Below are 25160 nucleotides of genomic sequence, written 5' to 3'. Positions count from 1 at the left end.
CGATGGCGGACAACTCTTCCGCGAGGGCGTTCGGGCGTGCGCGAGAACCAGTGATAATTATCGGCGGCGGAGTCGTCGGAATGAGCGTCGCCTACCACCTGCGAGACGAGATGGAGGTGACGCTCCTAGAGAAGTCGACGCTCGGATCCGGGACGACAGCGGCATCGATCGCACAGTTCACACAGCACCAATACGACCCGGATACCGAGGAGGCTGAACGCCGCCGCCGGTCGTGGGCCTTCTACAAGTCGCTGGTGGACGATGGGACCTTCGGATTCGACCGAATCGGGACGCTCCACGTGGCATCGAGCGACAAAGAATTCGCGGCCATCAAGGAGACACCGACTGGCCTCGAATACGCCGGCATCACGGCGACCATGGTGACGCCGGCGGAACTATCTCGATACGGAATCGACCCGGAAACAGTCCGCGGCGGCTTCTTTCTCCCGGATGACGGCGTCCTCGACCCCGGGGAAATCGTCCAGTACTTCGCGACTGAGGCGCGGACATCCGGCGTCACCGTCGAGACTAGAACCGCCGTTACTGGCGTCACTGTCGACCAAGGACGAGTGACGGGAGTCGAAACGACCAGAGGGACCTACGAGGCTGGTACCGTCGTCAACGCCGCCGGTCCGTGGGCACCGCGCATCGACGAGATGGTCGGCATCTCGAAACCGCTCAGGCACACGTACGGTCCAATTTTGGTCCTGCAGTCCGACGCGAACGTGAATCTTCCCCTAACGCTGTTCGAAAGTGGCTACTATGTCCGCGAGGAGGGCGACCGCCAGTTGTTAGCAGGGAAGTTCGCGACGACCTACAAGGAGGCGACGATGCTCGACCCCGACGGATCACATGCCGAGGCCGCCGGAGAACAGTTCCGCCTCGAAATCGCGGAACTACTCTCGACCCACATGCCGTCGTACGCTGCGTTGGACGTGACGAACTCCTGGGTCGGCCTGCGCACCGTCACGCCGGACGGCCGTCCACTCGTCGGAGCGACCGACGTCAAGGGGTACCTCCATGCGACGGGGATGAGCGGCTACGGAATTACGCTCGCGCCTGTGGTCGGCGAACTCCTCGCCGAACGACTGACAACCGGGAACGTCCCCAGACTCTTGGAGTCGCTCGCGCCGTCACGCTTTGACGGCTGACTACCGTCGGGATCGCCCCAAAACCGGATGACCCTTCACCTACTTCAGGACGCGCTCGAACGTCCGCTGGATGTTCTTCCCACAGATGGCAGCCACCTCATCGCTGGAGAACCCGCGGTTTTCGAGCGCGGCCGGGACGTTCGCGGCAGACTCGTCGGTCGCAAGGTCCTCGGCGACCGAGATGTCCCGCATGCGCTGGCGCTCGCGCTCGGACATGTACTCGAACAGGTACTCGAAGAAGTCGAATCCCAGGCCGACATGCTTGACGCCGGCGATGTCGACGGCATGCTCGACGTGATCACAGAAGTCGTTCAGGTCGGGTGACTCGCTAGCGAGGAAACTCCCGACGGTAGTCACACAAACGACTCCTCCTGTGTCGGCGATGGCGGCGATTTCCTCGTCGGTGAGATTGCGCGGGTGGTCACATAGCGCCCGACAGTTCGAGTGAGAGGCGAGTATCGGTTCAGTGGCGACGGAGAGGACGTCTTCGACCCCGGGATCGTTGAGGTGCGAGACGTCGACGACGATGCCGAGGTCCTCCGCGCGTTCGACCACTTCGATGCCGGTTTCCGACAGCCCACCCGGGGTTCCTCGTTTCCCCGTTTCTTGCCCCGGTGACGAGAGCGGCGCTCCTTCTCCCACCGCGTTTCGACGACTGTGTGTGAGCGTCAGCAGGCGGACGCCCGAACGATAGAACGCATCGAGCAGACGCGGGTCGCCCATCAAGGGCTCGGACCCTTCCAGTCCGAGCAGGAGCGTCACGGTACCGGCGTCGAGCGCCTCACTGACGTCGTCGGCCGTCGTCGCCAGTTCCACGTCGTCGGACTCCGCAACGTCGGCATAGACCTCCGAGAGAACGGCGAGCGCGCGGTGCAGGGCCATCTCCGGGAGATACACATCGTCGACGTAGACTGCAGCAACACGGGCAGTAATCCCACCAGCGCGCATCGCTGGCAGGAAGTCCTCGGCCACGACTGCCCGACGCCCTGCCTCCCGTTTGCGGATGACCCGGAACGGGAGGTCCGAATGGGCGTCAAACACGGCCGGTGGCGGCGGTGTCACGAACACCTCCGTACGATTTTGCTCATTCGTCTCAGTTGGCTCTTCCGTGCCGAATGATCTCTCATGACCGGAGCGACTCAGTGGCCGCCTCGTCGATTTCGCCGTCGTCCGTGAGTACAACACCGTACTCTTCGCGGGCAGCTTTTCGGGAGACGTACCCATCGAGAACATCTGTCAGGACGTTCTCGGGGTCGCGGTCGAACGGGTTGCCGTAACCGCCACCGCCGCCGGACCGGTTCGAGATAACTTCGCCTGGTTCGAACTGGCCGCGCATCATCCCGACCCGCTTCTCGCCCGGTACGTCCGAGTACAGGTGGTCGTTGTCGGCGTACACCGTCACTCGGTCCAGCCAGTCCTCGTCATCGTCGGACTGGAGAACTACGACGTTACGCGCGCCGGGGTCGCCGCCTTCGAGTCCGTATCCCTCGTTTCGGGTCTTCTTGATGATGGAGAGCGCACCGCTCGGATGGGTGAACCGGTAATCCCGGCGAATCCCGAGGCCGCCACGGTACTCGCCAGCCCCGGCGGAGTCCTGTCTGAGCGTCAATCGGTCGAACTCGATTGGAGCCTTGTTCTCGAACACCTCGACCGGGATGTTCCGCACGTTCGTTTGTGCGATGTGCATGACTCCGTTCGCGCCGTCGTGGGTCGCAGTCGCACCTCGTCCGACACCCTCGTTGTTCGCCTCGACGAACTTCTGACCGGTCTCGGGAGATTCACCGTAGAGCATGATGCTGCAGAGGTCCCCGCCCGAACTGGCTGCCAACCTATCGGGAATCGCCTTCGAGAGCGCCTTGTACACCACCTCGACGGCCAGCGTGGAACTCCACTGCGTGAACGTCGGAGCGGGATATGTGGCGTGATAGAGCGTCCCCTCGGGCGCGACGACGGTCAGCGGCCCGAAGTGACCCTCATTTGCGGGTTCCTGTGGCGTCGCCAGCGTCTTCGTGCAGAACTTCGCGACGGCCTGGGTTCGGCCGATGGGGATGTTCATCGGCCCGTCGGTCTCATCGCCCGACGGACCGAAGTCGATGGTCAGGTCCTCACCGTCGACGGTCACCTCGATGCCGATTCGAACGGGATCGTCGGTGAGTCCGTCGTTGTCGGCGTAGTCGATTGCCTTCCAACTTCCGTCTGGGAGTTCGGCCACCGCCTCCCGGGCTACTTCCTCGCCGTGTTCGAACACACGCTGGAAGCACGCTTCTACCGTCTCCGCGCCGTACCTGTTGTAGAGTTCCTGTAGCCGCTTCTGCCCCGTGTTGAGCGCGGCGATTTGGGCGTTCAAATCGCCGATGACTTTGTCGGGAATGCGAGAATTGTAGCGAATCAGGTCGAGGATCTCCTCGTCCGGTTCGCCCTGCTTGTAGACCTTCGTCCCCGGAAAGAGGATTCCCTCTTGGTGGACGTCGGTCGAATCGAGGACGTAGCCGGAGTCTTTCGCACCCAGGTCCAGCCAGTGCGCACGGCTAGCGACGTACCCGATGAGTTCCGTTTCCTGGTCGTCGAAGACGGGCGCGAACAAGTTGACGTCGAGCGTATGCGACGAACTCCGGTATGGATAGTTTACCATGACGACGTCGCCGGGATCCAGATTCTCCTCGCCGACGTACTCGACCGTTTCCCTGACGCTGTAGTCGTTCGAACCGAGGAAGAGTGCGAGGCCGGGGGAGTCCGCGAGTAGGTTGAACTCGCGGTCGTACATCGAGAGGCCGAAATCGAGAATTTCGTAGACAATGGTGTTGTAGGCGGTCCGAATGAGCGTCCGCTGCATCTCGTTGGCGGCGGAGACGAGGTAGTTGCGGACCACCTCGATTGTCGCGGCGTCGGGTGTCAAATCTGTACTCGATGGGTCCCCGGGTGTGGTCACGTGAAAAACACCGCCTAGGATATCGTCGGATACCGTGTTAAACGCTTGCACGGCACGTGGCATACACAAGACGTTTCGTTTGTTTGAATTTACGTATTGAACGTGCTAAGCGGCGAATACGCCCACTATGTGTGCTGACCCCTGATAGAACGGTTGTTCACATAGCACTTATCTATCCACGATAAACGATATGTAGTATGTTACCGTCCACCCGTCGAAGGTCCAGGGACAAAGGAGCGACACGGCTGCTAGTTGGCATCCTGGAGACAGTGAACCCAGAGTGGAGGGATTATCGTGACTGAGCAACCCGGGGTAAGAGTATTCAACCTCAACGAGAGATGGGCTGAAAGCGTCGGCGACCCGCTCACGCTGTTCGAGAATGACGAGCCGCCAGTGCAGGCGGGGACCTATGTCATCGAACCTGGCGAACGAGTCCCGGAGACGGGTACCACGAGCCACGATGGCCCCGAGCTATCGGTCATTCTCTCCGGGGAAGTCGTACTCGGTCTGCCCGACGACGAGCAGGAACGAGTTGTCGGCCCCGGGACGTTCATTACCATTCCAGCAGGCACCGAGCACTACAGCGAGAACCGCACGGGTGATCCGGTCAAACTGGTGTACACCGTGGCCGGTGACCTGTAGTCACGTTTCGTTGTTGTCCATGACCTTCTGCCAGGCCTTCTTTGTCTTGACGATTGGGGAAATTTCGTACTGCTCTACGGTTGGGGTGCCCCGCAAACGCTCCGAGATGTACCCCTTGAGTTCGTGAAGCGATGCGTGCCACGTTCGGAGAAGCAAATCGTCGGACCCCAAGTACTCGCTAACTTCGTAGATGAGCTCGTCTTCCAGAAGGTCATCGATGAACTCGTCCACTTCCCGCTGGGTCGTATCCGTCGAGAAGGAGACTCGAACGTCGGCGTAGGCAAGGTCCGCTTCCTGCAGAACGATGACCGCGAGGATGTCGATAATACCTTCGCTCTGCAGGTTCTCCCGGCGTCGACGCGCTGCCGTTCGAGAGAGTCCGACTTGGTCCCCGAGTTCCGTATCGGAGATGCGGCCGTTCTCGTTCAGTGCTTTGAAAATTTGGTAGTCTGTCTCGTCAAGGTGCTCTTCGAGGATGGCCTTGACCTCTTCGCTATCGATCCAGTCGTCCGATTCGGAAGACGTCGTCGAGTTGGTCATGCTAATCCATGCCCTTTCATGGTAGATTCCGAAGTTCTGTAGGCACTATTTTGCTTTGTTCGGTACAAGAGACTACCGAACTATCACCGGCCAGCCAATTCGAAAGTATCTGGATCTACGTCCCGTTGATTCACGCCGAATACGCCATGCTCCTCGAACCGGCTACAAAGGCGTCGAACCGGGTGAACACTTTTGCGGTTACCGCGTGACTGTGTCGCTAATGAACGCCGACGGTGCAGGTCCGGCGACGGTCGAGGTTATTCGGAACTACCTGACCTCTGCCGCCACCGAGATGCAACGAACCCTCGTCCGGACCGCCTACAATACAATCATCTACGAGATTTTCGACTTCGGAATTTCCATATACGACGCCGACCGTCGACTTGTCGCTGACTCGCCCGGACTGGCGCTGTTCCTCGGCGCGAACGATGCCGGACTCGAAAACGGCGTCGAGCACGTTGGCGAAGAGAACCTGGACCCCGGCGACGTCGTCCTCCTCAACTATCCCTACAGGAGTAAAGCACACACGCTCGATGTGCTAATGTTCGCGCCCGTCTTCGACGACCAGGAAACGGAACTCATCGGTTATACGACCTGTCGAGCACACTGGTTGGATCTTGGCGCGAAAGACTCCGGCTACGTCCTCGATTCGACCGACGTCCACCAAGAGGGTCTCATCTTCCCCGGAACCAAAGTGTACAAGGGCGGTCACCCCAACGAGGAAATCTTCGACCTGATTCGCTACAATTCTCGCATTCCCGACAAAGTCATCGGCGATTTGAACGCCCAAATCGCCGCATTACGGACCGGACAGGACCGCATCAAGGATCTCTACAAAAAATACGGGGCCGATGTCGTCGACGAGGCCATCGACGAGATCCTAGACCACGGCGAGAGGACTGCCCGGGAAGCAGTCCGTGAACTCCCGGATGGAGAGTGGCACGCCAATGGATACGCCGACGCCGCCGGGGCGGATATCGACCGCATCGAGATTATGGCCGACGTGATAATCGACGGCGAGGAGTTCACCGTCGACCTATCGAGGTCCGAGGACCAACTCGACCGACCGTTCAACAGCACGGACGGCGAAACGCTGGGAAAACTCTGCTTCAAGACGGTCACCACCCCGGAGGAGGACTCGAATCACGGCCTGTACGAACCCCTTGAAGTTCGTACCCGCGAGGGAAGCATCTTCGAACCCACGTATCCTGCCCCGACGTTCGTGGGATGGATGGGCATCGTCGGCATCGACGTCATCTACAAGGCACTCGCGAAGGGGATGCCCGACCAGATTCCGGCCAGTTCCGGCGGCGACCTCTGTGACGTCATGTTCTACGGCCAGAGTCCGGACACTGGCCGCCATTTCGTTGAGGCGAACAACGAGGGCGTCGGCTGGGGTGCGACCCCCGATCACGACGGGGCGAACGCCCTGATGCACATCAGCGAAACCATGGTCCGGAACATCCCCATCGAAGTGCTTGAACGGAAAGCACCTGTGGAGTTCGACCGGTTAAAACTCCGCCAGGACTCGGGCGGCGCAGGTGAACGCCGCGGTGGCCTCGGTATCCGTCGCGACTTCCGCGTGACCAACCCCGTCGGTGCCCTCTCGATAATTCAGAACACACGGACGGACGGCTGGGGGCTCGCAGGCGGTCACCCGGGCGTGAAGAACGCGGTGTTATTGCAGCATCTTGACGATGACTGGACCGACCGAATCGAGGTGTTTACTGACAACTCCGACCTCTACGATGCCGAGGACGACGAAAGGTGGGTTGGGATGATGCGGGGTGAATTTCAGCCGGGAGAAGTTATCTCGAACCGGTCCGGCGGCGGTGGCGGTTACGGCGACCCGTCCGACCGCGGCCCCGAGAAAGTTCGCGAAGACGTCCTCGACGAGTACATCTCCCGAAAAGCCGCCCGCGAAGAGTACGGCGTCGTACTCACCGAACCAGACAGAATCGACCACGAGGAGACCGCGAGACTTCGGAACCAGTGAGACCCCTTAGCCGTCGTCACGGCCGATTCAGTCGATTCGAGCACGATAGAGATAACCGGCATGGGCAGTGACATGAACTGCCCCGGGGTCACGCCCCGAGGGACTCGCCCTGTTCAGCCTGTAGATGGGGGACACACCCCTGGAGTTGCGCGTCAATGTGTGCAGCTGCTGCCATATATGCTCAAAATCGTATGCACTACTCGCGCCGATGGGCATAGAATGACCATCTAGTCACGACTGTTGCAAACCGGAAACTCCGCTTGACTCGTTGGTATTTCCATCAGGTCCCGTCCAGTTGCGTCAGGACAACGCTCTAGGACCCTCGGTGCAGACATCGTATTATTCGGGACGAAACAAACCACGGGCCGGCTGAACGACGAAGGGGAACGACTCATCGAGCAGGCCAAGCAGGTCGTCGCGTCCAACCTCCACGACGAACCCCCGATTGCGATCAGTCGACCTGTGCAGGCGAGTTGATAGCTACCGCGAGCGTGTCGATGTCGCACATGTCGATGGATTTTCGGGTCCCGTTTTCCTACTCGCCTCGGGCCGGGTGAGGGTGACGGTCACGTTGTCGACGTTGCCGGTGTCCCACTAGGTTGTGAGGTCGTTTGTGTTCCAGTAGTTGATGGACTGGATCAGTTCGCTCACGTTCATCCAGCCGTTCATCTCCGCGACCTGCGCCTGCAGCTGGAGGTCGTCGATTCGGCGGCTGGTGGTGTTCACAAACGGTCGTAGTATTCTGTCCGTGTTTGTCTGTCTCGAAGTGTACGCTATATTGGGTTCTCAGACCGGGGAGTCTCAATCATTCTCTCCGGCACGATATAGTCGTGAACACTGGGAACAGTCAACGAGTAAATCACCGTTATCATCAAGGGAGAGTTGTACAGTCGAGCCAAAGCCGCAGGCTGGGCATTGCACCCACTGGAGGAATGCCGGAACCCCGGTCAGCTCTAGCTGAGTTCCACATTCGCTACAATGAATGGTACCAACTGCATCGGTGCCGGTCACCTGCGGCGAGTTAGCAGTGTTGGCACAGGTCGGGCAGGCAAGCCACCGGCCAAAGGGATGTGCGTCATCATTCGTCACCATCGTCCACTCCGTATGCACTATTCAAACCGGCGAAACTGCAAAAATGTTCTCGCCGCTATCGGCCCACCGGCGAGTGGAGGGCGACTGCACTCCGCCGCAGAACCGAGTTCCAATCGGTGGGCAGCCAGCAGCTACTCGCCCCTTCTAGGGTATTCCACGCCGCTTTGTAGTTTCGGACTGTTTCCACCACTGAAACACTTGCGCGTATTATAAGCAACACTCTTGCAATCGTGTAATAAGCCCGTACTGTTAGGGCCCGCATCGCCGACTCGGCAATACTGTTGTTGATCAGTCGCCCTGTTTGCCTCGAAATGCGACGGGGGATTTCGACGCGTCTGCTGGTTGGCTGACCGGTACCCAACGAGTGTAGTTGATGGGCGAACGATCTTCCAGTCTAATTGTATGGGACTGGCTAAACGATTTGAAACAGTCGGTGACCTAAATACAGCCGCTAGTAGCTTATTGTTAATTGAATTGTCGTCCGTGAAACAGAGCGAATACTCTCGAACAGGCCGCAACCGTCTGCTTGTTTGATACGGCTATACCGCAAGGATACAGGTGGGGAGATCAATCATGGCAACGCAAAATACAGCATTTTCAGAGACCACAGAGCCCTGCGAGGAGTGTGGGCAACCAACGCCGCACGACGTCACGATCGAAATCCGGACTGAAAGCAACAAAAGTTCGAACGCAGAGTTTTCCCGGGAGCCGTATCGTGTCACGGAATGCGTCAAGTGTGGGGCGGCGACGAGCCAGCGGATGAACAACGCCTAACCGACAGAGAAGTACGAAGCAGTCCCGTTTTGCGCGCCATTTCAGATTCAGCAGTGGTGACCAGCGACGATGGCTATTACCACATCCTCAACACAGACGAAACGGGAGTTTATGCCCAGCAATTGCAGAGCAGCGTGGCTGCCGACCGTGGTGGGGAACGTATTTCCCGTGTCGAGGCGGAACGACGTGGCTTCCAACCCTGTGAATGCTGTTTAACCTATTGACAAGTAGATACACAAAAAACCATTAACGCATAGTGTTTCTCACACGTGGTCATGGGATACAGAAGGACACATCCAGAGAATCCGAATTCTAGCTCATAGCGTCACGGTACAGACACACAGTCACAGTTCCTCAAACTGCCGCGAGTAGTTCGTCGAGTGCGCCGACGATTCCCGTCGTCACGTCCTCGGTGGTCGGCGGCTTCTCCTTCGCCAAGACTGCCTCGTCGTGGACGTCGACGCCGTCGGTGAACGTCCTGCCGACATCGATATCGTTGCGAGCGCCGGTTATTCGCCACCTCTCGGTGCATTTTCTGACCCCGCGCTAGTACGCTGCTCACTCAGCACCTTTTATAACAGATGTTTCGATACCAGCTAAGAGTTTAGAAATGTGGAGTCCTTCCGAGAATAATCCCAACTACCTACAATTCTGCGCAAAAATCTAGGTATGGACGTGCGGTCTCAGCACTCGTATGTGGCTGTTCTACCACCAACTCCGGTCTCAGCGACGAGTGAGGTGTGTCTCGGCGAGAGCAAGCGGCCTGAGTACATTGCTGTCCCGAGTTTCGGGGCCTCTACAGCTCCAGCCGCAGAGGGAATCAATTCAGAACTGCTATTATACAGAATAGAAGTGATATTATAATTTATTAATTCAGATTTAATAAGTTCGTAAACCTATATCCTAATATATGGATGGTATTAAACTGACGACCATGGTTTGCCCAATATTTATAAGAGAACGAGCGGCTTGTATCGGCATAACAGTACATGAGTCAACAGCTTGAGGGAGTCCGATTGACTCTCGATCTCTGGCATCCTACTTGCTGGGCTATCGAAGCGACTGACAGAACCAAAGGTGGTGTGTTGGCGCACGCGATCTATAACTCCCCAAAAATGGACGAGAACCTGACGGAACCGGTCAAGGGACTGTTCACCGCGTTCGCTGAAACGGGAGCGAAACTCGAAACGTTGCTCAACGCTATCCGCGAGTCAGACTATTCGGGAGAACTATCCGAATTGCAGAAACGGTTTGGACGTAAACGCGATATGCCGGGTACTGTCGTTCGTGAATTTTTCCTCGAATACGATCCCACCGACATGATATGCCCCACGTTGCTCGAGAACGGATTCGTTCACAGCGAACCGATTAGAATTCAGGATGGCAGCGAGGAATGGAACGTCTGCTTTACGGGTGAACGTTCAGATTTGAAGAACGCACTAAATACCGTTCGAGAACAGGCGGGCGCTGAGATAACGGTCACTTCGATCACGACGTCCAAAACCGCCGACCGTTCGTCCCGCGACCAGCGGCTCGATTTGCTCACTCCGGCCCAGCGTGACGTGTTCGAACTGGCCCGCGAAGCCGGCTATTACGAATGGCCCCGTCAGACGACAACTCGCGAACTTGCCGACGAACTCGATATTTCGAAGGCGACAATGCTCGAACACCTGCAAAAGGCTGAATCGAAGCTCCTCGATCCCTGACTGTATTATTCGGCTTAATCGGCCCGACTTGAGATTCTACAAAATATCGTAACCCCTGCGTTGTTTCCACGGTTACTATCACAGAGGAGTTTATTTAGCCACGAGGTCTCGAAAAGGAGCTATCCTTGGACTGGCTTGGTTGCCGTTCTGCCCTCCGTGAAATAACTCACCGTGACAATCAGCAGTGCGGCCGTCGGTGCCGCAACAATGACGGCATCGACTCCTAGAGGGCTGTTGAGAACCGTGTCCCAGGTGATCGACAGTATGGCACCGACGGTCATGCCGGTGAGACCGCCCGTCTTGGTGAGTCTCTTCCGCATCAGGAAGATCGCCAACAGTGCCGGGGTGATCGCAGCCCCGTACGCAGTGTAGGAGTACATCTGGATTTCGAGAATCGTCGGGAAGTATTCGCCGAGAACGAAGGCGAAGATGCCGAGCCCGACGACCAACAGGCGTGTCAGCCAGAACACGCTGTTGTCCGACGCATCGGGGTTGATCATGCCCTGGTAGAGGTCGTGCGACAGATTCGTACTCGCAGATAGCAGGTATGAACTTCCCGTTGTAATAATGAACGCCGAAGCGGCCGCGAGCAGAATCCCGCCGACCCAGGTCGGAACGACGGTCGTCGTTGCGATCAACGCCATCCCGGGATCCAGATTCGGGAACATTGCGCGAGAGGCCAGCGCAATCACGGGAATGATCGTCATCCCTACTGTCACACCGATAAACCAACCGATGAGCCCCCGGTTAGTTCCCTCGTCTGTCTCACCGGCGATGATTCGCTGATACATGTTCTGGTCGGCGAGAATCAGCAGGAAGAACGGCGCCCAGAAACCCATGAACTGGATGAATGAGAGGTCTCCGAGCGGGTTGAGGTGTGATTCCGGTACGTTCTGGGCGATGTTCTGCCAACCACCGGCCTCGACAAACACGTATGGCAACGCGACGAACAGTCCACAGAGCATGAGGAATGCACTGATGGCGTCCGTATACGCGACTGACATGAGTCCTCCCATCGCCGCGAGGGTGATTATAATTACTGTCGCGATGAGCGTTCCGTGAGTGACGGAGACCCCCGTCGTCACGTTCAAAACGAAACCGAATCCGATGAACTGGTAGGAAACGATTCCCACATAGGCGAACGCGATGATGAGCAGGCTAATTACTCTTCCCTCCCATCCCAGCTCCTCTTCCATCATCTCCGGGATGGTGATCTTATTGAACCTCCTGATGCGTGGAGCGAGAATCTTGAGGATGCCAATCCCGAGAAGAGCAGCACTCCCGAACAGAATCGCTGGCCATAATCCGTGTTCGTAGGAGATCGAATTACTCCCGCCAGTCACTGTGCCGGACCCCATCCAAGTTGCCATCAGTGTGCCGGCGATAATGACTGCTCCGAGACTCCGTCCGGCAACCATAAAGTCCTCTGCACTGTCCGTCTTCTTGTATGCCCAAATCCCTACGCCCAGCATGACGCAGAGATAGGCGGCAACGACGTAGAACAGCGTGATGTCTGTTTCAACTGCCATGATAAGACATGACGAATCGGGTGTATTAAATGCACTACCTACCAGAAAGATGTGTGGGTGATAAAAACTCACTTCCCTCTCATCACCCCACCTAAACTTGTAATGCGAGAGATAAACCCCGATCCAGATCGCCGATTCATCGATTCGGACCGACTTCCTCGAATCCATGACTATCTCGCCACAGTGGACGTTGACGGACTACTCGCCTTCTCTCCAGCCAATTCGTACTATCTCAGCGGTGGCTACGCAGGAATGTACTCACGGCCCGTTATCGCACTCGTAACCCCCGACACGAGTCTTGTTCTCGCGCCCGAGATAGAGCGTACGAAGGTAACACGGACGGCGTGGACAGACCGTGCACTCGTGTACACGGACACCGATGACCCGTTCGAGGTGCTGGCGGCAGCAGTCGCCGAGACTGACGCTGACGTACTCGGCTACGACAAAGCGGCTGCAAAACCAGGCTGGGTTGACCAGTTCGATGCGGCCAGTAACGCGGCTCTTCGGGATCTCACGGATGCCTTCCTCGATCTGCGAAAGGTAAAGACGTCCTGGGAGATCGAGATGATCCGCCGCGCTCAAAAACTGGCAACCGCCGGCATGGAGGCGTACATCGATACCGTTGAAAGCGGCGTTCCCGAGTTGGAAGTGCTCGAGCAGATCCAGCAGGCGTACTACGAGACGTATCTAGAGGAGTTTCCGGAGTACGATATCGGGACGGCGAACGAACTCGGACAATACGGCTTCGCTAGCGTCCTGACTGGCGAACACGCACTCGAACCTCACAGTCTTTCGACGGCGCGCACCATTGAGAACGGCGACAGTGTCGTCGGGATTGCGCTGCCGTCAATTCAAGGCTACGTCTGTGAAGAAGAACGCACTATCCTCGTCGGTGATGTCCCCAATCAGGTTGAGGAGGCGATGTCCACTCTCGTCAAAATTCGCAACCAGACGATGGACCTGGTCGAACCTGGGGTCGGAACGCACGAGATCGACGAATTCGCCGCTAACAAGTTGCAAGACGCGGGGTACGAAGACAAACTCGTCCACCGGACTGGTCACGGTGAGGGAATTACCATCCACGAGGGCCCAGCTCTGAATGCGCGTACCCAGGGTACCCTCGAACCTGGGATGGTAATCAGTATCGAACCCGGACTCTACTTCGAGGATGAGGGACTCGCACTCCGACACTCAGATACTCTCGTCGTCACCGAGAACGGGGCCGAGCGCCTTACCCCGTCCCCTGACGGAGTACTACGAGCGGAGTGAGAAACGAAGTATGGAGAAGAGCCACATTCCCCGTCTTCCGCCGAGCCACGTACTTAATATCAAGTACTGCAGCTAATCACTGTTCTGAGACGGCCAAATTCGGCCGCCTCACGTCTCAAGGAAGATTCGTTCGACAGTTGAACCGGAGCCTGTAGCGCCCGCTCGTTTTCCGAATGGATCACATTCGCAAGACTGCAGTACATCGTTTATTCAAAACGTCGCCGTATTGCAGGTGTAACCCTTTGGTATAAAGCCCTCGTTCATCAGGCTCCTGTCGTACCATTAAATAAGCAAATAGAAGCTGGCAATAACATTGACATCTGTAAGTACACTACGTGTCATAGGGGGAGGCTTGATGCAAACCACCGACACCGCAATCACATTCGACGCAGCAACTAACACGTACCAACTTCACCATGATTGGCGAGATGACGAGTCCGTCACTACTGCCGTTATCATGGGTGTTGCAGCAATCACTAACACGCCACCGACCGACCTTGGCCCCGTGTTCGAGATGATAGACCCCGATGCACTCAACAATCTCTTTCATCCACCGACTTCCGGTTCCAGTCGTGACGATGGCTGGGTGTCATTCTGTCTCAATGATTGTGCTGTGCGTGTGTATGCAACTGGGGAGATCGAGATTACGCCTGACGAGGACGACACTCCAGCCACCACAGGTCCCCAGACCATTCGAGACCGATGACACGCCTCCTCAACAAACACACGGGGACGGTTCATCGGTCCCAACCGGGGTCGACTAGTGATACAACGGCTTGTGGGGCCTTGCGTCATGTCCCGCAACGGTATATCGCGTCCATCCGGACTGGCGAGGTGCAGATTGGTGATGGGATCAGCCGTTGTGGTCGGTGCTTTGAGGACGCTGGAGGCTACTGATTATTTCAACTCTACCTTAGCTTCGATACAGGGTATGAAGATTAGCGCCTTCATAGATAATCGTGGAGTACGATGCTAGTCAAATGAATATGTAACGGACGTACGAGGGTGGTCGCTAAACCATCGTTTCTTAATCAGATATGATAAGACACTCTCGAAATGTAAATAACAGATATTTTTATAATCTGTCCATTGGTGGACTCAATTGTCCATCTATGTCGGCTCGCAAGCACCCGCTTGGAACCGTCGCCGAACTCGACGAACAGGACATCAAGGACTTCGACGAGAACCTCCGCGGCGATCTCATCCTTCCGGACAGCGATGAATACGAAGATGCTCGCAACGTGTGGAATGGCCTCATCAACAAGTATCCTGCCGTTATCGCCCGCGTTAAGGGTGCAACTGACGTCAGCCACGCTGTTCAGTTCGCCCGCGACAACGGCCTCGAACTCTCTATCCGCGGTGGCGCCCACCATCAGGCCGGAAGTGCCATCGTCAACCAGGGACTGGTAATCGACCTCGCAGACATGGACAGCGTCCACGTCGATCCCGAACAGAAGGTCGCACGCGTCGGGCCCGGCGCCCGCGCCGAGGACGTTCTTGCCGAGACCCAGAAGCACGGCCTGGCTACCCCGACCGGCAGCGCGGGCGATGTCGGCATTCCCGGATCGACGCTCGGCGGCGGTATCGGCTGGATCCGCCGCAAGCATGGGCTCGGCATCGATGCACTCCGCAGCGTCGAAATCGTCACCCCTGATGGTGAACTGCGGAAGGCCTCGCCGGACCACAACGAGGCGCTGTTCTGGGCCGTCCGCGGCGGTGGCGGCAACTTCGGTGTGGTCACCAACTTCGAGTTCGAGTTGTACGAGGTCGGCCCGATGGTGCAGAGCCTCGGCATCTTCTACCCGGCAGACGTCGCCGAGGACGTCCTCGCGACATTCCGCGAAGTCATGACTGACGCCCCCGCAGAGCTGACCACTATCCTCATCAACGGCCACGTCCCCAATCTACCACCGATGCCCGACGAACTCGCGGGCACCGACGCTGTCGGCATCCTCGGTTGCTACGCTGGCGACCCCAAAGAGGGTGCGGAGGCCATCGCGCCGCTGCGCGACATTGCTGACCCGCTCATCGACATGAGCGATGTGATGCCCTACGAGATGCTCCACGACCTCGGGACGCAGATGTACCCGTGGGGCCGCAAGTACACCCACCGCTCGGTATTCGTCGACGAACTTACCGACGACATCCACGACACCGTCCTCGAGCAGACGGAAGCCGTCCCCACCCCGATGGCAGCTATCGGTGTGTGGCCGCTCGGCGGGAACATCGGCCACGGCCCCGACGCCGCGTACGCGTGGGACGACAAGCAGTACATGATCACCATCGAGGGCAACTGGGAGGAGTTCCAGAATCAGTCCACCCTCGACTGGGCCGTAGAAACTGAGCGCCAACTACGCCGTGAAGGCGCCGAAGGTGCCTACGCTGGCTTCACCGGGGTCGAAGAACGCGAGTGGGAAGACTGGACGAAGCAAGTCTACGGTGACAGCTACGAGCGCCTCGCTAAGGCCAAGGCTGCCTACGACCCCGACAACGTATTCAGCCAGAACGTCAATATCGACCCCGACGACGCCTGACGGCCGAATCCAATTATCCGAGAAAACTGTCCCAGCAATCTCCGGAGTTGCGATTGGCGCGAGGTATCGCTCCGAGAACGCACCGACTTCGGACGCCGTCAAATGGAAGCGGACCTACGGTGATTCCGAATTCCAGTGTCAGGCAATCGGGGACGCAAACGGTGGCGTGCTGGTGGTCGGGCGGACAGGCAGTAGCCGTTCAGCGACCGCGTGGCTCGCGGAAATCGGTCCCGACGGTACTTCCCGGTGGACGACGACCGTCGATACGCCTGGATTTACCAGAGTTGTCGACGTCGTCCCAGTCGACAGTGGGTATACCGTACTCGGGACGACAGACGAGTCACCGAGGCTGTGGCTTCTCCACCTTGACGAAGACGGCCAAGAGCAATGGCGGTGGCGCGCCGAGGCTCCCCATGGTATCCGTGCTCTCCACCCCACAAACGACGGCTATCTCATCTGGGGGTATCGCGCTGATCTTCGCCGGGTCGATGCTGACCTACGCGCTTGGGTCCGTGCAGTTGACGCCAAGGGTCACACACGATGGGAGCAAACATACGACGGAGACTACGTCAGTGACCTCTTTCCACGGGAAGAGGGGTTCCTCCTTGCTGGAGGGAGCGACGATGACGCGTGGCTATGTGCCGTCGATTCCGATGGTACACCTGCCTGGCGTCACACCTACGGGGGTGTTGGCTCTGAGGGCGTCAACGTCGCTGTTCCCGCAACTAACGGTGTCCTCTACGGTGGCAGTACGGGTTCGATACCGGACGTCCATCGCCGAGGGATGCTGGTTCGGACTACCTCCGACGGCGAGTTCATCTGGCGGCGGACGTACGACCCACAGTCCGTTGTGGACCTAACCCCTTACGGTGATGGGTTTGCGCTCACGGGCGAGCCGCAGAACCAGAACCGATCAGGGCGGGATCCCGAGAAACCGATTCACGTTGTCGATCGATGGGGTCAAGTGCAGGAGACGGTCACGATATCTGTCAACTTGGGGACTCCCGTTGGACTTTCTCGGTTAGAAGACGGTGCGCTGGTTGTTGGCGGTTGGAGTGGTAAAGACGGGATTTGGCTGGCAAAAATCGAACCTGAAATCAAAAATTGATGGCCTTTTTCGGAACGCTATGCCTCGGCAGCCGTCTCGTTTTGAACCGATTGCTGAACGACCACTCGGGCACTGTCGGTCACGGGGTCGTCATCGATTGTGGACGGATCGTCCCTGTCGCGTACCGTGATTCGAACGGCAACCAGTCATCCGATTGCCTGCGGTCGAATCGCACGGCCGACCGGCCGTGCGTTCAACAGACGAGCAATCGACCCGTCCACGATTTCGCGTTCGTCACCGTCGAGCAGACAAACCAAACTGAAACGATGATGGCCGAGGAGACGTAGCCGTAGGTAGACATATTGATGGTTCACTACTTGCGGACGACAACGACCGGGACGTCAGTCCGCTCCGCGATACGTTCGTAGGTCCATCCAAGGAACTGCTTCGCGTCCGTTTGTTCCTCCGTCTCCCCGATTACGACGACATTGTGGCGGCCCGCCCGCTCAATAATCGCTGCGTCCGGGTCCTCCGCAACAGCGACGGTCACTTCGAGGTCACTCTCGGTGAACCCATGGGCGAGTAGCATTCGTTCCACCTCACCGAGCATCTCCCGTGCAGCGTCGACGTCACTCTCATCCGTCGCAACGTGGAACAACTCCAACGTGAAAATTGTCTCCGGGTCGAATGCAGTGAGGAACTCCACGATCCGATCCGCGTTCCGGTCATCGCGCAACGGGACCAAAACGTTGTTCCACATCGTGATTCGTTTCGGAATCACGACCGCGTCAGCATCGGTGTCGGCGACGATGCGATTCTGGAGGGTTTCCAAGTACTCGTCGTCCGGTCCAAAGTGTAACTGGACGTCCGTTGACGCACCGGCACGACTGAACTGGGCCGCCAACTCGTACAGTTCAGCCTCGGCGTCGACCGCGTGTTCCTCGCGGACGACCGCTGGGTCCGTCCCTTCGGGAGTCTTCCAGTAGCCGAACAACACGATATCGAACCCGGTCAACCCCTGTACATTTGCGTCCGTCAAGGACTCCTCACGGGGGAACACCACAGGGACGAGAAGCGACATCCGGTTCATTCGTTACAGGTTGGTTGCCCCCCACAACGCCAAGTAGATACTGGTACTGTCGACAGCGCCCCTAACAGTGTGGAATCGGTACATACGCTTGAGTCTCGATTGTCACACCCTCCAAACCGCCCCGGGTTCGCCCTGTCGACGTAACTCGATTCCACAGTCGTGGACTGGCGACTACATACGAATCACGATTCGCCAAGCTTGTGGACAACATCAACGACCTCGACTCCCTCTCTCAGAGCGATGACGACGACCGACAAGAAGTATGGTCGCTTGCTGGGACAACCGCCATCGCGACTCGAACCCAGCAACTCATGGTAGCGGTCGTACGCGGTTCAACTACCGACCGAAAATGGAGAGGAAACTTCGACGGTAATTGCCGCCACCGTGCCGGTGACGCTGGCGTACGTGAAAGCGAATTGCACGAATCTTCCGGGCTTTAAGACTCGTCCAAGTTTTACAGTTCGCACGAGCTTTACGATTCGCAGAATTCCGAGTGGACTAGTGTAGTGTCGAAGCCGAACGAGATATCGACGGATGTCGGTCGATGATTGGATGGGGACGCGTTCGTAGAATCGAGGGAGCACGCAGCAACCGGCGTCTCGCATCGAGTCTCCGCTAACTCGTTTACTTCGAACACGATATCGGTGAGAACGCGATAGTGGCTTGCTACTATTCGTCGCTGTCGATATCGACGCCTCGGACGTCGAGGATGGCGCGAGCGAGTTCCTCCGGATTGTTCGTTGCGACTTGAATTGCGGCATCTTGAATCTCGCGTCCCGTTTCGTTTCGGACGCCGTGCTCACGGAGTAGCGGCTTCGCCTCGAAATCGACGGCGTCTTCGAACTCGGTCATCGTCTCGTCTCGGACGTACCAGCTCTCGCGGAGACCGTCGGTGAACGGAAATCCGGGCTCTTCTCGCGGGTCGGTCTCCTTTTCGTCACGACTCGGTTCGTCTTGGTCCGGCACATCGTTCGTCTCCGAGATTGCGCCCGTCTCGTCTGATTCCGTTTCTGGGTCGTCGTCGGTGGCTGATTCGCCGAGGTCGAACCCCGTCATTGCTGGATTCCTCCCTGCTCGATAATCTTCGCCAGCGTCTCGAAGTACCGAACCTGGCTACACTCCGAATCGTACGCGGTCACCGGTTTCCGGTCCTCGTACGCATCTCCGAACGCGGCGGAGTGACGAATCGGCACCTTCGGCGGAGCCATCTCCCCCGCGTCGATTGCGTCCCACTCGTCCGCGGTGACGCGCGCGAATGGTGGGATATGGTTATCGAGGACCGCCTCGACGTCTACGTCGTCGGGGATGGTACCCGAGTCAGGGTCGACGCCGTCGCGGCCAGCGAGGAGATAGGCGGCGAACTGCTCCTGGGTGTTCATCGCTTCGAGGAGACGGCGGTCCTTCGTCTGCTGGTCGATGCGTGCCCGAAGGTCGTTCGGCACGACTGCCAAAATCTCGAAGTCGATATGCTGGCGAATCTCGCCAACGAGTTTCGTCGCGGTCTCGCGCATTCCATTCAAGGCTTCGGGGACGGGCTTCAACGGAAGGATGGCGTTCGGCGCTGCGACGACCGCGTTGTTCACCAGCTTGTTCCGACTCCCGGGAATGTCGAATAGAATGTACTCGTACTTGTCACCGAGGAGTGGGTCGACGAGGTCTTGCTTGAGTCGCATGTCGCTCGCCATCACGCTGTCACGGGCGAGGTCCTCGGTCACCGTTTCGAGATTCAGGCTCGGAACGAAGTCGAACCCGTAGCCTGGATGCTTGATAATCTCCTCCGGGGCGGTGTCGTCCAGGAGAACGTCGCCGAGATCGAGGGCGTCCGCGTCTTCGCGCGTGTAGTACCCGAGACCGGTTGAGAGGTGTCCGGCCGGGTCAAGGTCGGCGACGAGGACGTCGTGGTCTCGGAGGTCACCGAGGACGCCACCGAGGGTGTTTGCGAAGACGCTCTTTCCGAAACCGCCCTTGAGCATCGGGAGGCAGACTGCTCGTGGGTCTCGTTTGCTGGATGTCTTAGTCTGTGTCATGGTTTTCACCGTAGCGAACGGTACGAACTATACGAACTTCACGAATCGTAGAGTTCGCACACTTCGCGAGGTTCGGGGGGAGTCGTCGGCTTCGCCGTCGTTGGACTCGACTCAACCAGCGATAATAAAAGTTCGTAAGACGCTTACGGACTCTCCGAACCCTACGATTTTTAAATGGTTTCAGAACTGCACGATTCTCACGATTCGTACACATCGCAGAGGTCGTGAGAGTTGCGGAGTTCGCCGCCGATAGGCTCCTCAACGGGAGAAAAAGCTCGTGAAAGGTGTACGAATCTTCAGATTTGTACGATTTCTAAGGGACTCGAGAATTCTACGAACTTTGCGATTCGTACACATTCAGGAGTTCTCGAGGCTCGTGGAATTCGGTATCGATCGATTCCACCATAGACGAGAATTCTGAGACGTGTACGAACTCTACGATTCGTACGAACTTTCAACTTTTTGCGAATTCTACGATTTGTGCAATTCCTACAATTCGCACACAACTTGGGACTCGTGGGGTTCGTAGTCGACGACCTCGACTACTGAATGCGGTCTGCAAGAACCATACGAACTTTACGGTCTTTACGAACTTCTAGAGGTTTGAGAACTGTACGATTCGTAAGAATCTCGGGACACTGGCGGACTTGATGCTCACTCGTCCGAGAATCGTAAAGATTGCGCGACCCTCACACCCTTTACGAACTCTGAGAACTTTGAGAATCGTACGACTCGCATGAATCGCGAAACCCTGGCGGACTGGAGCGCTCGACTGTCCGAGATTCGTAAAGTTCGTACGGACTTTAGAAATCGCACCGGTTGTAGAAGAGGATTTAGCCCAGTTCCGATAAGGTCCTTCTATGGACGGTGCTCCGCCGACGAGCGTTCTCCTGCCGACCACCAACTGGACTTCCGCGTGCGAAGACGTTGCCGACCAACTTCGGGCGACGGACGAATTCCTCGTAATCTGTGACGACAGTACGGACTCAATTGCTACCCACGTAGACGATCTGTCCGAAAAAGTCCGCCTCGTCGTCGCCGGCGAACCCACGGGGTGTTCGGGGAAGGCGAACGCCATCGCGACGGGGATGAAGGCTGCTCGACACGACCGCATCGTGTGGACTGACGACGACTTCCACCACCCATCCGACTGGCTCACCAGCCTCCACGCCGACTACGACCGACACGGCCCAGTGTCAGAACTCCCCTTCTTCGTCGGGCATGACCCACTGTCCGTGCTCCTCGAACCGATTTACGCGCTCGGCGGGACACTCGGTGTGTACACCAGCGACAAGGCGTGGGCTGGAGCGGTGATGTTCGAGCGTGACGATCTCGACGTCGACGCGTTCCTGAGCGATCTCCGGCAGACGGTGAGCGACGACGGCCTGCTGTCAGAGTATCTGGAAGTGACTCCCCTTCGACGCGTCCGTCGCGTCGAGATCGGCGGGACGATTCGCGAGACGCTCGAACGGCACGTCCGCTTCACGCAAATCGTCCGCCAACACGACCTACCTGGAATCGTCTCCATGGGGTTTGTCACGTTGCTCTTGGCCATGTTCTGTCTGCTCGTGCCGGCGTACGCATTTGGTGGGACGACTATCTTCATCGCAGGTGTGTACGCGTTCTTCGGTGTGCGTCGATGGACCGCCCTACTGGCTTATCCGGCGATTCTCGCACAGGTACCGCTCATGACCTACGCACTCGCACGCCGAACCTTCGTGTGGGGCGGGCGGCGGTATCGCTGGGAGAGCAAGTTCGACGTCACTGTGGTCGACTGAGTGCGCTGTTTGGAAGCGGTTTCGAGCTGACTCTGAAGCGATATCCGCGCTCTCGGAGTTGGACCGTTCGAAGGCGAGAGTCGAGCGGTCGTCCAGAGACGGAACTAGACGTCCCATAATGCCCATCTGCGGGGTCACACCGACGAGAAGAGCAATGTATGTCGGTGGCATACTGGCAGCACGTAAACCCATCGTATCGACCGCGAGGTGCCAAACGATGAGCGGCCAGAAGCTCTCTAACCAACATACGACTGCTACGAGCATTAAGGCAGTAACCGTCAAAAATATGAGCGTGATTCGTTTCTGGGCGCCGTTTAATGGTGAGTGTTTAACAGGAGGAACATCGTGAGAATCGAATTTCAGAACATCGAGGTTCGACGTCGGACGTTAGCGAAAATCCTCGTCGGTATCTTCGTAGTCAACCTCGTGGTGATGGGCGTCGGCGCGTGGTACTCGACTCAGAACGTCCCACCGATCCCCGACACGATTCAGGGGCCGGACGGAAACACGGTCGTCAACTCCGAGCAGATCCAGCAGGGGAAAGCGATCTTCCAGTCCAACGGTATGATGAATCACGGGTCTATCCTCGGTAACGGTGCGTACTTCGGCGTCGATTACACCGCCGATACCTTGGATCTCAAGATGCAGTTCATGCGTCAATATTACGCCCGCGAGCGGTACGATACGGAGTACGATAACCTCGATCCGCCAGACCAGGCCGCGGTTGACCAGATAGTCGAATCCGACCTCGACGACTCGACGATTCGAGGACAAGTCCAGTACTCGGCAGCCGAAACCTACGCCCACCAGCAGGTGCGTGAAACCTACGTCGAACGCTACCACGAGGGGGCCCGCGAACGCGGCGTCCCGGCGGAAATGATATCCAGCGCGGCGGACGCCCGACAGTTTGCCGACTTCGCACTCTGGACGGCCTGGATTTCCCACACGGATCGTCCGGGATCTGATCACTCCTATACGAATGGGTGGCCCCCTGCGCCCGACGCTGGTAACGTCCCGACGGGTGCGAACGTCATCTGGAGTGCCATCAGCATGATCCTCCTCGTGGGCGCTGCGGGCATCGGCATCTGGCTGTACAAATCCGTCGAACTGTCCGAACCCGATGCTACGAGCGGGCCCTCTATCCCCGGGCCCGGCGAGATCGATCTGTTCCCGAGCCAAATTGCTACCCTGTGGTACGTACCGGTGGCAGCAGTTCTGTTCGTCGCTCAAACGTTGCTCGGCGGCCTGCTCGCCCACTATTACATCGAGAGGGACGCCTTCTTCGAGCTTCAGGAAATCGCTGGCATCGATATCCTTCAACTGATTTCGTTCACTGCTGCGAAGACGTTCCACCTCGACCTCGGCATCCTCTGGATTGCGGCCATGTGGTTAGCTGCCGGCATCTTTCTCGCGTCACTGCTCACCGGCTATGAACCACCTCGCCAAACCACGTACGTCTGGGTACTCCTAGGGGCGCTTCTCGTAGTGACGGTCGGCGGGTTCGTCGGCATCTGGCTCGGTATCAATGGCTACATCAACACCGATCAGTGGTTCTGGTGGCTGATCGGCAACGAGGGTCTGGAGTACGTCGAGGTCGGACGGGTCTGGCAGTTCGGTCTGCTGGCGGGCTTTGCGTTCTGGACGTACCTGGTTTGGCGGGGCTTCGAGCCGCTGCTCGACGACGAACCTCGGTACGGACTCGCACACATGATCATCTACGCCGGCGGGTCGATCGGTTTGCTGTTCACCGCGGGAATGCTGTACACGCCGCAGACGAACATCGTGATGACGGAATTCTGGCGGTGGTGGGTCGTCCACATGTGGGTCGAGGGCGCGTTCGAGTTCTTCATCGTCGCGGTCGTCGGCGTTACGCTCGTCAGTATGGGGTTGCTCCGCCGTCGCTCGGCGGAGAAGGCGGTGATGTTCGAAGCGCTGTTCATTATGGGGACTGGCGTCATCGGCGTGTCCCACCACTACTGGTGGGTTGGACAGCCCGACATCTGGATTCCGTTCGGGTCCGTGTTTTCGACTCTGGAACTCATTCCGTTGGTTCTCATCCTCTTCGAGGCCCTCGATGAGTACACGACGTTCACGGAGGCCGGTGAGACGTTCCCGTATCGGTGGGCGTTCTTGTTCATCATCGCCAGTGGGTTCTGGAACTTCATCGGCGGGGGCGTTCTGGGATTCTTCATCAACCTCCCGATAATCAACTACTTCGAGCACGGCACCTACCTCACGGTAGCCCACGCCCACGCCTCGATGTTCGGCGCGTTCGGCTTCCTCGCGATGGGCATGGTCGTCTACATGTTCCGGATCTCGACGATCGAGGAACGATGGAGTACGTGCCGACTGCAGTGGTCGTTCTGGTTGATGAACGTCGGCCTTGCAGTGATGGTCGTTATCTCGGTGTTACCGGTCGGCTTCTTGCAACTCGAAGTCGCCTTCACCGAGAGTTACGCCGCCGCTCGCAGCCTCGCGTTCTACAACAGCGACATCATCCAGACGGCCTTTTGGCTCCGTATCCCTGGTGACGTCATGATCATCCTTGGCTCGATCGTCTTCACCTACGATGTACTTCAGAAGATGCGACACCGGGGGACAGCAGTCGACGAGGTGTCCCGATCCGAGCAACCGATCGCACGTCGCGTGATGGGGGACGAGGACTACGGACTCGAAGACGACGATTGATTGCGCTTCAAAGTAGTTTTCTCTATGCTCAAACCATGGGGTAATCTGACCTTGTTTGTTTCCACTTCTTGGCCACTGACGCCGGGCCAACGAAGGCCGACTGACGGTCGCGAGCGTACGAGTACCCCTGAAATTGGATAGATACGATCGATACGGAGTACGAACCCGACGCCCCCTCATTCTATATAGCGATATAAAGTTTATACGTTTCGCGGCTATTTCGACGGGTTTGATTGGTGTTTAGACAGACTGTAACGGTCACACCAAACACCAAAACTATACGTAATTAGAGATAAACGCTCTCGTACGCGAAAATGCCGCGCTTAGAACCACCAACCACCACAGCGAACCGCCTCCCTCGCGAAAT

Annotated in this window: 20 protein-coding genes; 11 read left to right on the top strand and 9 right to left on the bottom strand. The window is 57.8% G+C overall.

The genetic code is table 11. The features are described 5' to 3' along the window. Positions 1 to 2: 2 nt before the first annotated feature. Positions 3 to 1151 carry an NAD(P)/FAD-dependent oxidoreductase gene (locus E2484_RS14085; RefSeq protein WP_137285825.1) on the top strand — a complete coding sequence of 383 codons (1149 nt, stop codon included), beginning with the start codon at positions 3 to 5 and terminating at the stop codon, positions 1149 to 1151. Between the two features lie 39 nt (positions 1152 to 1190). On the opposite strand, the gene E2484_RS14080 is transcribed toward E2484_RS14085, so the two are convergent. Both E2484_RS14080 and E2484_RS14075 read right to left on the bottom strand, forming a co-directional pair. Next, a complete protein-coding gene (locus E2484_RS14080; protein ID WP_170977358.1) occupies positions 1191 to 2213 on the bottom strand; it encodes a dipeptidase in 1023 nt (340 codons plus the stop codon). A gap of 61 nt (positions 2214 to 2274) precedes the next feature. Next, complete coding sequence (locus E2484_RS14075; protein ID WP_321112628.1) at positions 2275 to 4047, bottom strand: hydantoinase B/oxoprolinase family protein; 1773 nt, start codon at positions 4045 to 4047, stop codon at positions 2275 to 2277. 327 nt (positions 4048 to 4374) lie between these two features. On the opposite strand from E2484_RS14075, the gene E2484_RS14070 reads away from it, so the two are divergent. After that, the gene (locus E2484_RS14070) at positions 4375 to 4722 is read left to right on the top strand and encodes a cupin domain-containing protein (RefSeq protein ID WP_137285822.1); all 348 of its coding nucleotides are present in this window, start codon (positions 4375 to 4377) and stop codon (positions 4720 to 4722) included. Here the strand turns inward: E2484_RS14070 and E2484_RS14065 are convergent, their stop codons facing one another. Next, a complete protein-coding gene (locus E2484_RS14065; RefSeq protein WP_137285821.1) occupies positions 4723 to 5262 on the bottom strand; it encodes an Lrp/AsnC family transcriptional regulator in 540 nt (179 codons plus the stop codon). 220 nt (positions 5263 to 5482) lie between these two features. Here E2484_RS14065 and E2484_RS14060 point away from each other — a divergent pair, with 220 nt between their 5' ends. Further along, positions 5483 to 7258, top strand: a complete 1776-nt coding sequence (locus E2484_RS14060; protein ID WP_137285820.1) for a hydantoinase B/oxoprolinase family protein — start codon at positions 5483 to 5485, stop codon at positions 7256 to 7258. Between the two features lie 594 nt (positions 7259 to 7852). On the opposite strand, the gene E2484_RS25665 is transcribed toward E2484_RS14060, so the two are convergent. Continuing rightward, on the bottom strand, positions 7853 to 7984 hold the full coding sequence (locus E2484_RS25665) for a hypothetical protein (protein ID WP_321112627.1): 132 nt from the start codon (positions 7982 to 7984) through the stop codon (positions 7853 to 7855). 939 nt (positions 7985 to 8923) lie between these two features. Here E2484_RS25665 and E2484_RS25660 point away from each other — a divergent pair. After that, on the top strand, positions 8924 to 9124 hold the full coding sequence (locus E2484_RS25660; RefSeq protein ID WP_137285819.1) for a DUF7835 family putative zinc beta-ribbon protein: 201 nt from the start codon (positions 8924 to 8926) through the stop codon (positions 9122 to 9124). 354 nt (positions 9125 to 9478) lie between these two features. Here E2484_RS25660 and E2484_RS26115 read toward each other — a convergent pair whose 3' ends face one another. Next, complete coding sequence (locus E2484_RS26115; RefSeq protein WP_394347918.1) at positions 9479 to 9616, bottom strand: hydantoinase/oxoprolinase N-terminal domain-containing protein; 138 nt, start codon at positions 9614 to 9616, stop codon at positions 9479 to 9481. A gap of 497 nt (positions 9617 to 10113) precedes the next feature. Here E2484_RS26115 and E2484_RS14045 point away from each other — a divergent pair, with 497 nt between their 5' ends. Further along, positions 10114 to 10830: a helix-turn-helix domain-containing protein gene (locus E2484_RS14045; protein WP_137285818.1), complete on the top strand. Its 717-nt coding sequence runs from the start codon at positions 10114 to 10116 to the stop codon at positions 10828 to 10830. A 119-nt stretch (positions 10831 to 10949) separates the two neighbouring features. On the opposite strand, the gene E2484_RS14040 is transcribed toward E2484_RS14045, so the two are convergent. Further along, entirely contained in the window at positions 10950 to 12359 is a 1410-nt protein-coding gene (locus tag E2484_RS14040; protein ID WP_137285817.1) for a sodium:solute symporter family protein, read from the bottom strand. Positions 12360 to 12461: 102 nt separating this feature from the next. On the opposite strand from E2484_RS14040, the gene E2484_RS14035 reads away from it, so the two are divergent. The 4 genes from E2484_RS14035 to E2484_RS14025 all read left to right on the top strand — a co-directional run bounded on the left by E2484_RS14035 (position 12462) and on the right by E2484_RS14025 (position 17270). Further along, positions 12462 to 13628, top strand: coding sequence for a M24 family metallopeptidase (locus tag E2484_RS14035; protein WP_137285816.1), 1167 nt, complete (start codon positions 12462 to 12464; stop codon positions 13626 to 13628). A gap of 355 nt (positions 13629 to 13983) precedes the next feature. Next, positions 13984 to 14334 (top strand): HalOD1 output domain-containing protein, encoded by a 351-nt coding sequence (locus tag E2484_RS26110; protein WP_170977357.1) that lies wholly within the window; start codon positions 13984 to 13986, stop codon positions 14332 to 14334. Positions 14335 to 14740: 406 nt separating this feature from the next. Further along, the gene (locus E2484_RS14030) at positions 14741 to 16162 is read left to right on the top strand and encodes an FAD-binding oxidoreductase (protein WP_137285815.1); all 1422 of its coding nucleotides are present in this window, start codon (positions 14741 to 14743) and stop codon (positions 16160 to 16162) included. A 172-nt stretch (positions 16163 to 16334) separates the two neighbouring features. Then, positions 16335 to 17270, top strand: coding sequence for a hypothetical protein (locus tag E2484_RS14025; RefSeq protein WP_137285814.1), 936 nt, complete (start codon positions 16335 to 16337; stop codon positions 17268 to 17270). Between the two features lie 313 nt (positions 17271 to 17583). On the opposite strand, the gene E2484_RS14020 is transcribed toward E2484_RS14025, so the two are convergent. From E2484_RS14020 to E2484_RS14010, 3 genes are all read right to left on the bottom strand, one after another. After that, on the bottom strand, positions 17584 to 18291 hold the full coding sequence (locus E2484_RS14020) for a universal stress protein (protein ID WP_137285813.1): 708 nt from the start codon (positions 18289 to 18291) through the stop codon (positions 17584 to 17586). A 678-nt stretch (positions 18292 to 18969) separates the two neighbouring features. Then, positions 18970 to 19356 (bottom strand): hypothetical protein, encoded by a 387-nt coding sequence (locus E2484_RS14015; RefSeq protein ID WP_137285812.1) that lies wholly within the window; start codon positions 19354 to 19356, stop codon positions 18970 to 18972. Further along, on the bottom strand, positions 19353 to 20327 hold the full coding sequence (locus E2484_RS14010; protein ID WP_321112626.1) for a ParA family protein: 975 nt from the start codon (positions 20325 to 20327) through the stop codon (positions 19353 to 19355). Before E2484_RS14010 ends, E2484_RS14015 begins: the two co-directional genes overlap by 4 nt. Before the next feature lie 860 nt (positions 20328 to 21187). Between E2484_RS14010 and E2484_RS14005 the strand changes: the two genes are divergently transcribed. Both E2484_RS14005 and E2484_RS14000 read left to right on the top strand, forming a co-directional pair. Continuing rightward, complete coding sequence (locus E2484_RS14005; protein ID WP_137285811.1) at positions 21188 to 22105, top strand: glycosyltransferase family 2 protein; 918 nt, start codon at positions 21188 to 21190, stop codon at positions 22103 to 22105. Positions 22106 to 22471: 366 nt separating this feature from the next. After that, a complete protein-coding gene (locus E2484_RS14000) occupies positions 22472 to 24793 on the top strand; it encodes a nitric-oxide reductase large subunit (RefSeq protein WP_137285951.1) in 2322 nt (773 codons plus the stop codon). Positions 24794 to 25160 lie beyond the last annotated feature (367 nt).

The sequence above is a fragment of the Halorussus salinisoli genome (genome assembly GCA_005239435.1).
GTDB classification, from domain to species: domain Archaea; phylum Halobacteriota; class Halobacteria; order Halobacteriales; family Haladaptataceae; genus Halorussus; species Halorussus salinisoli.
Note: the sequence above shows the minus strand (reverse complement) of the source record. Positions and strands in the feature narration are given on the sequence as shown.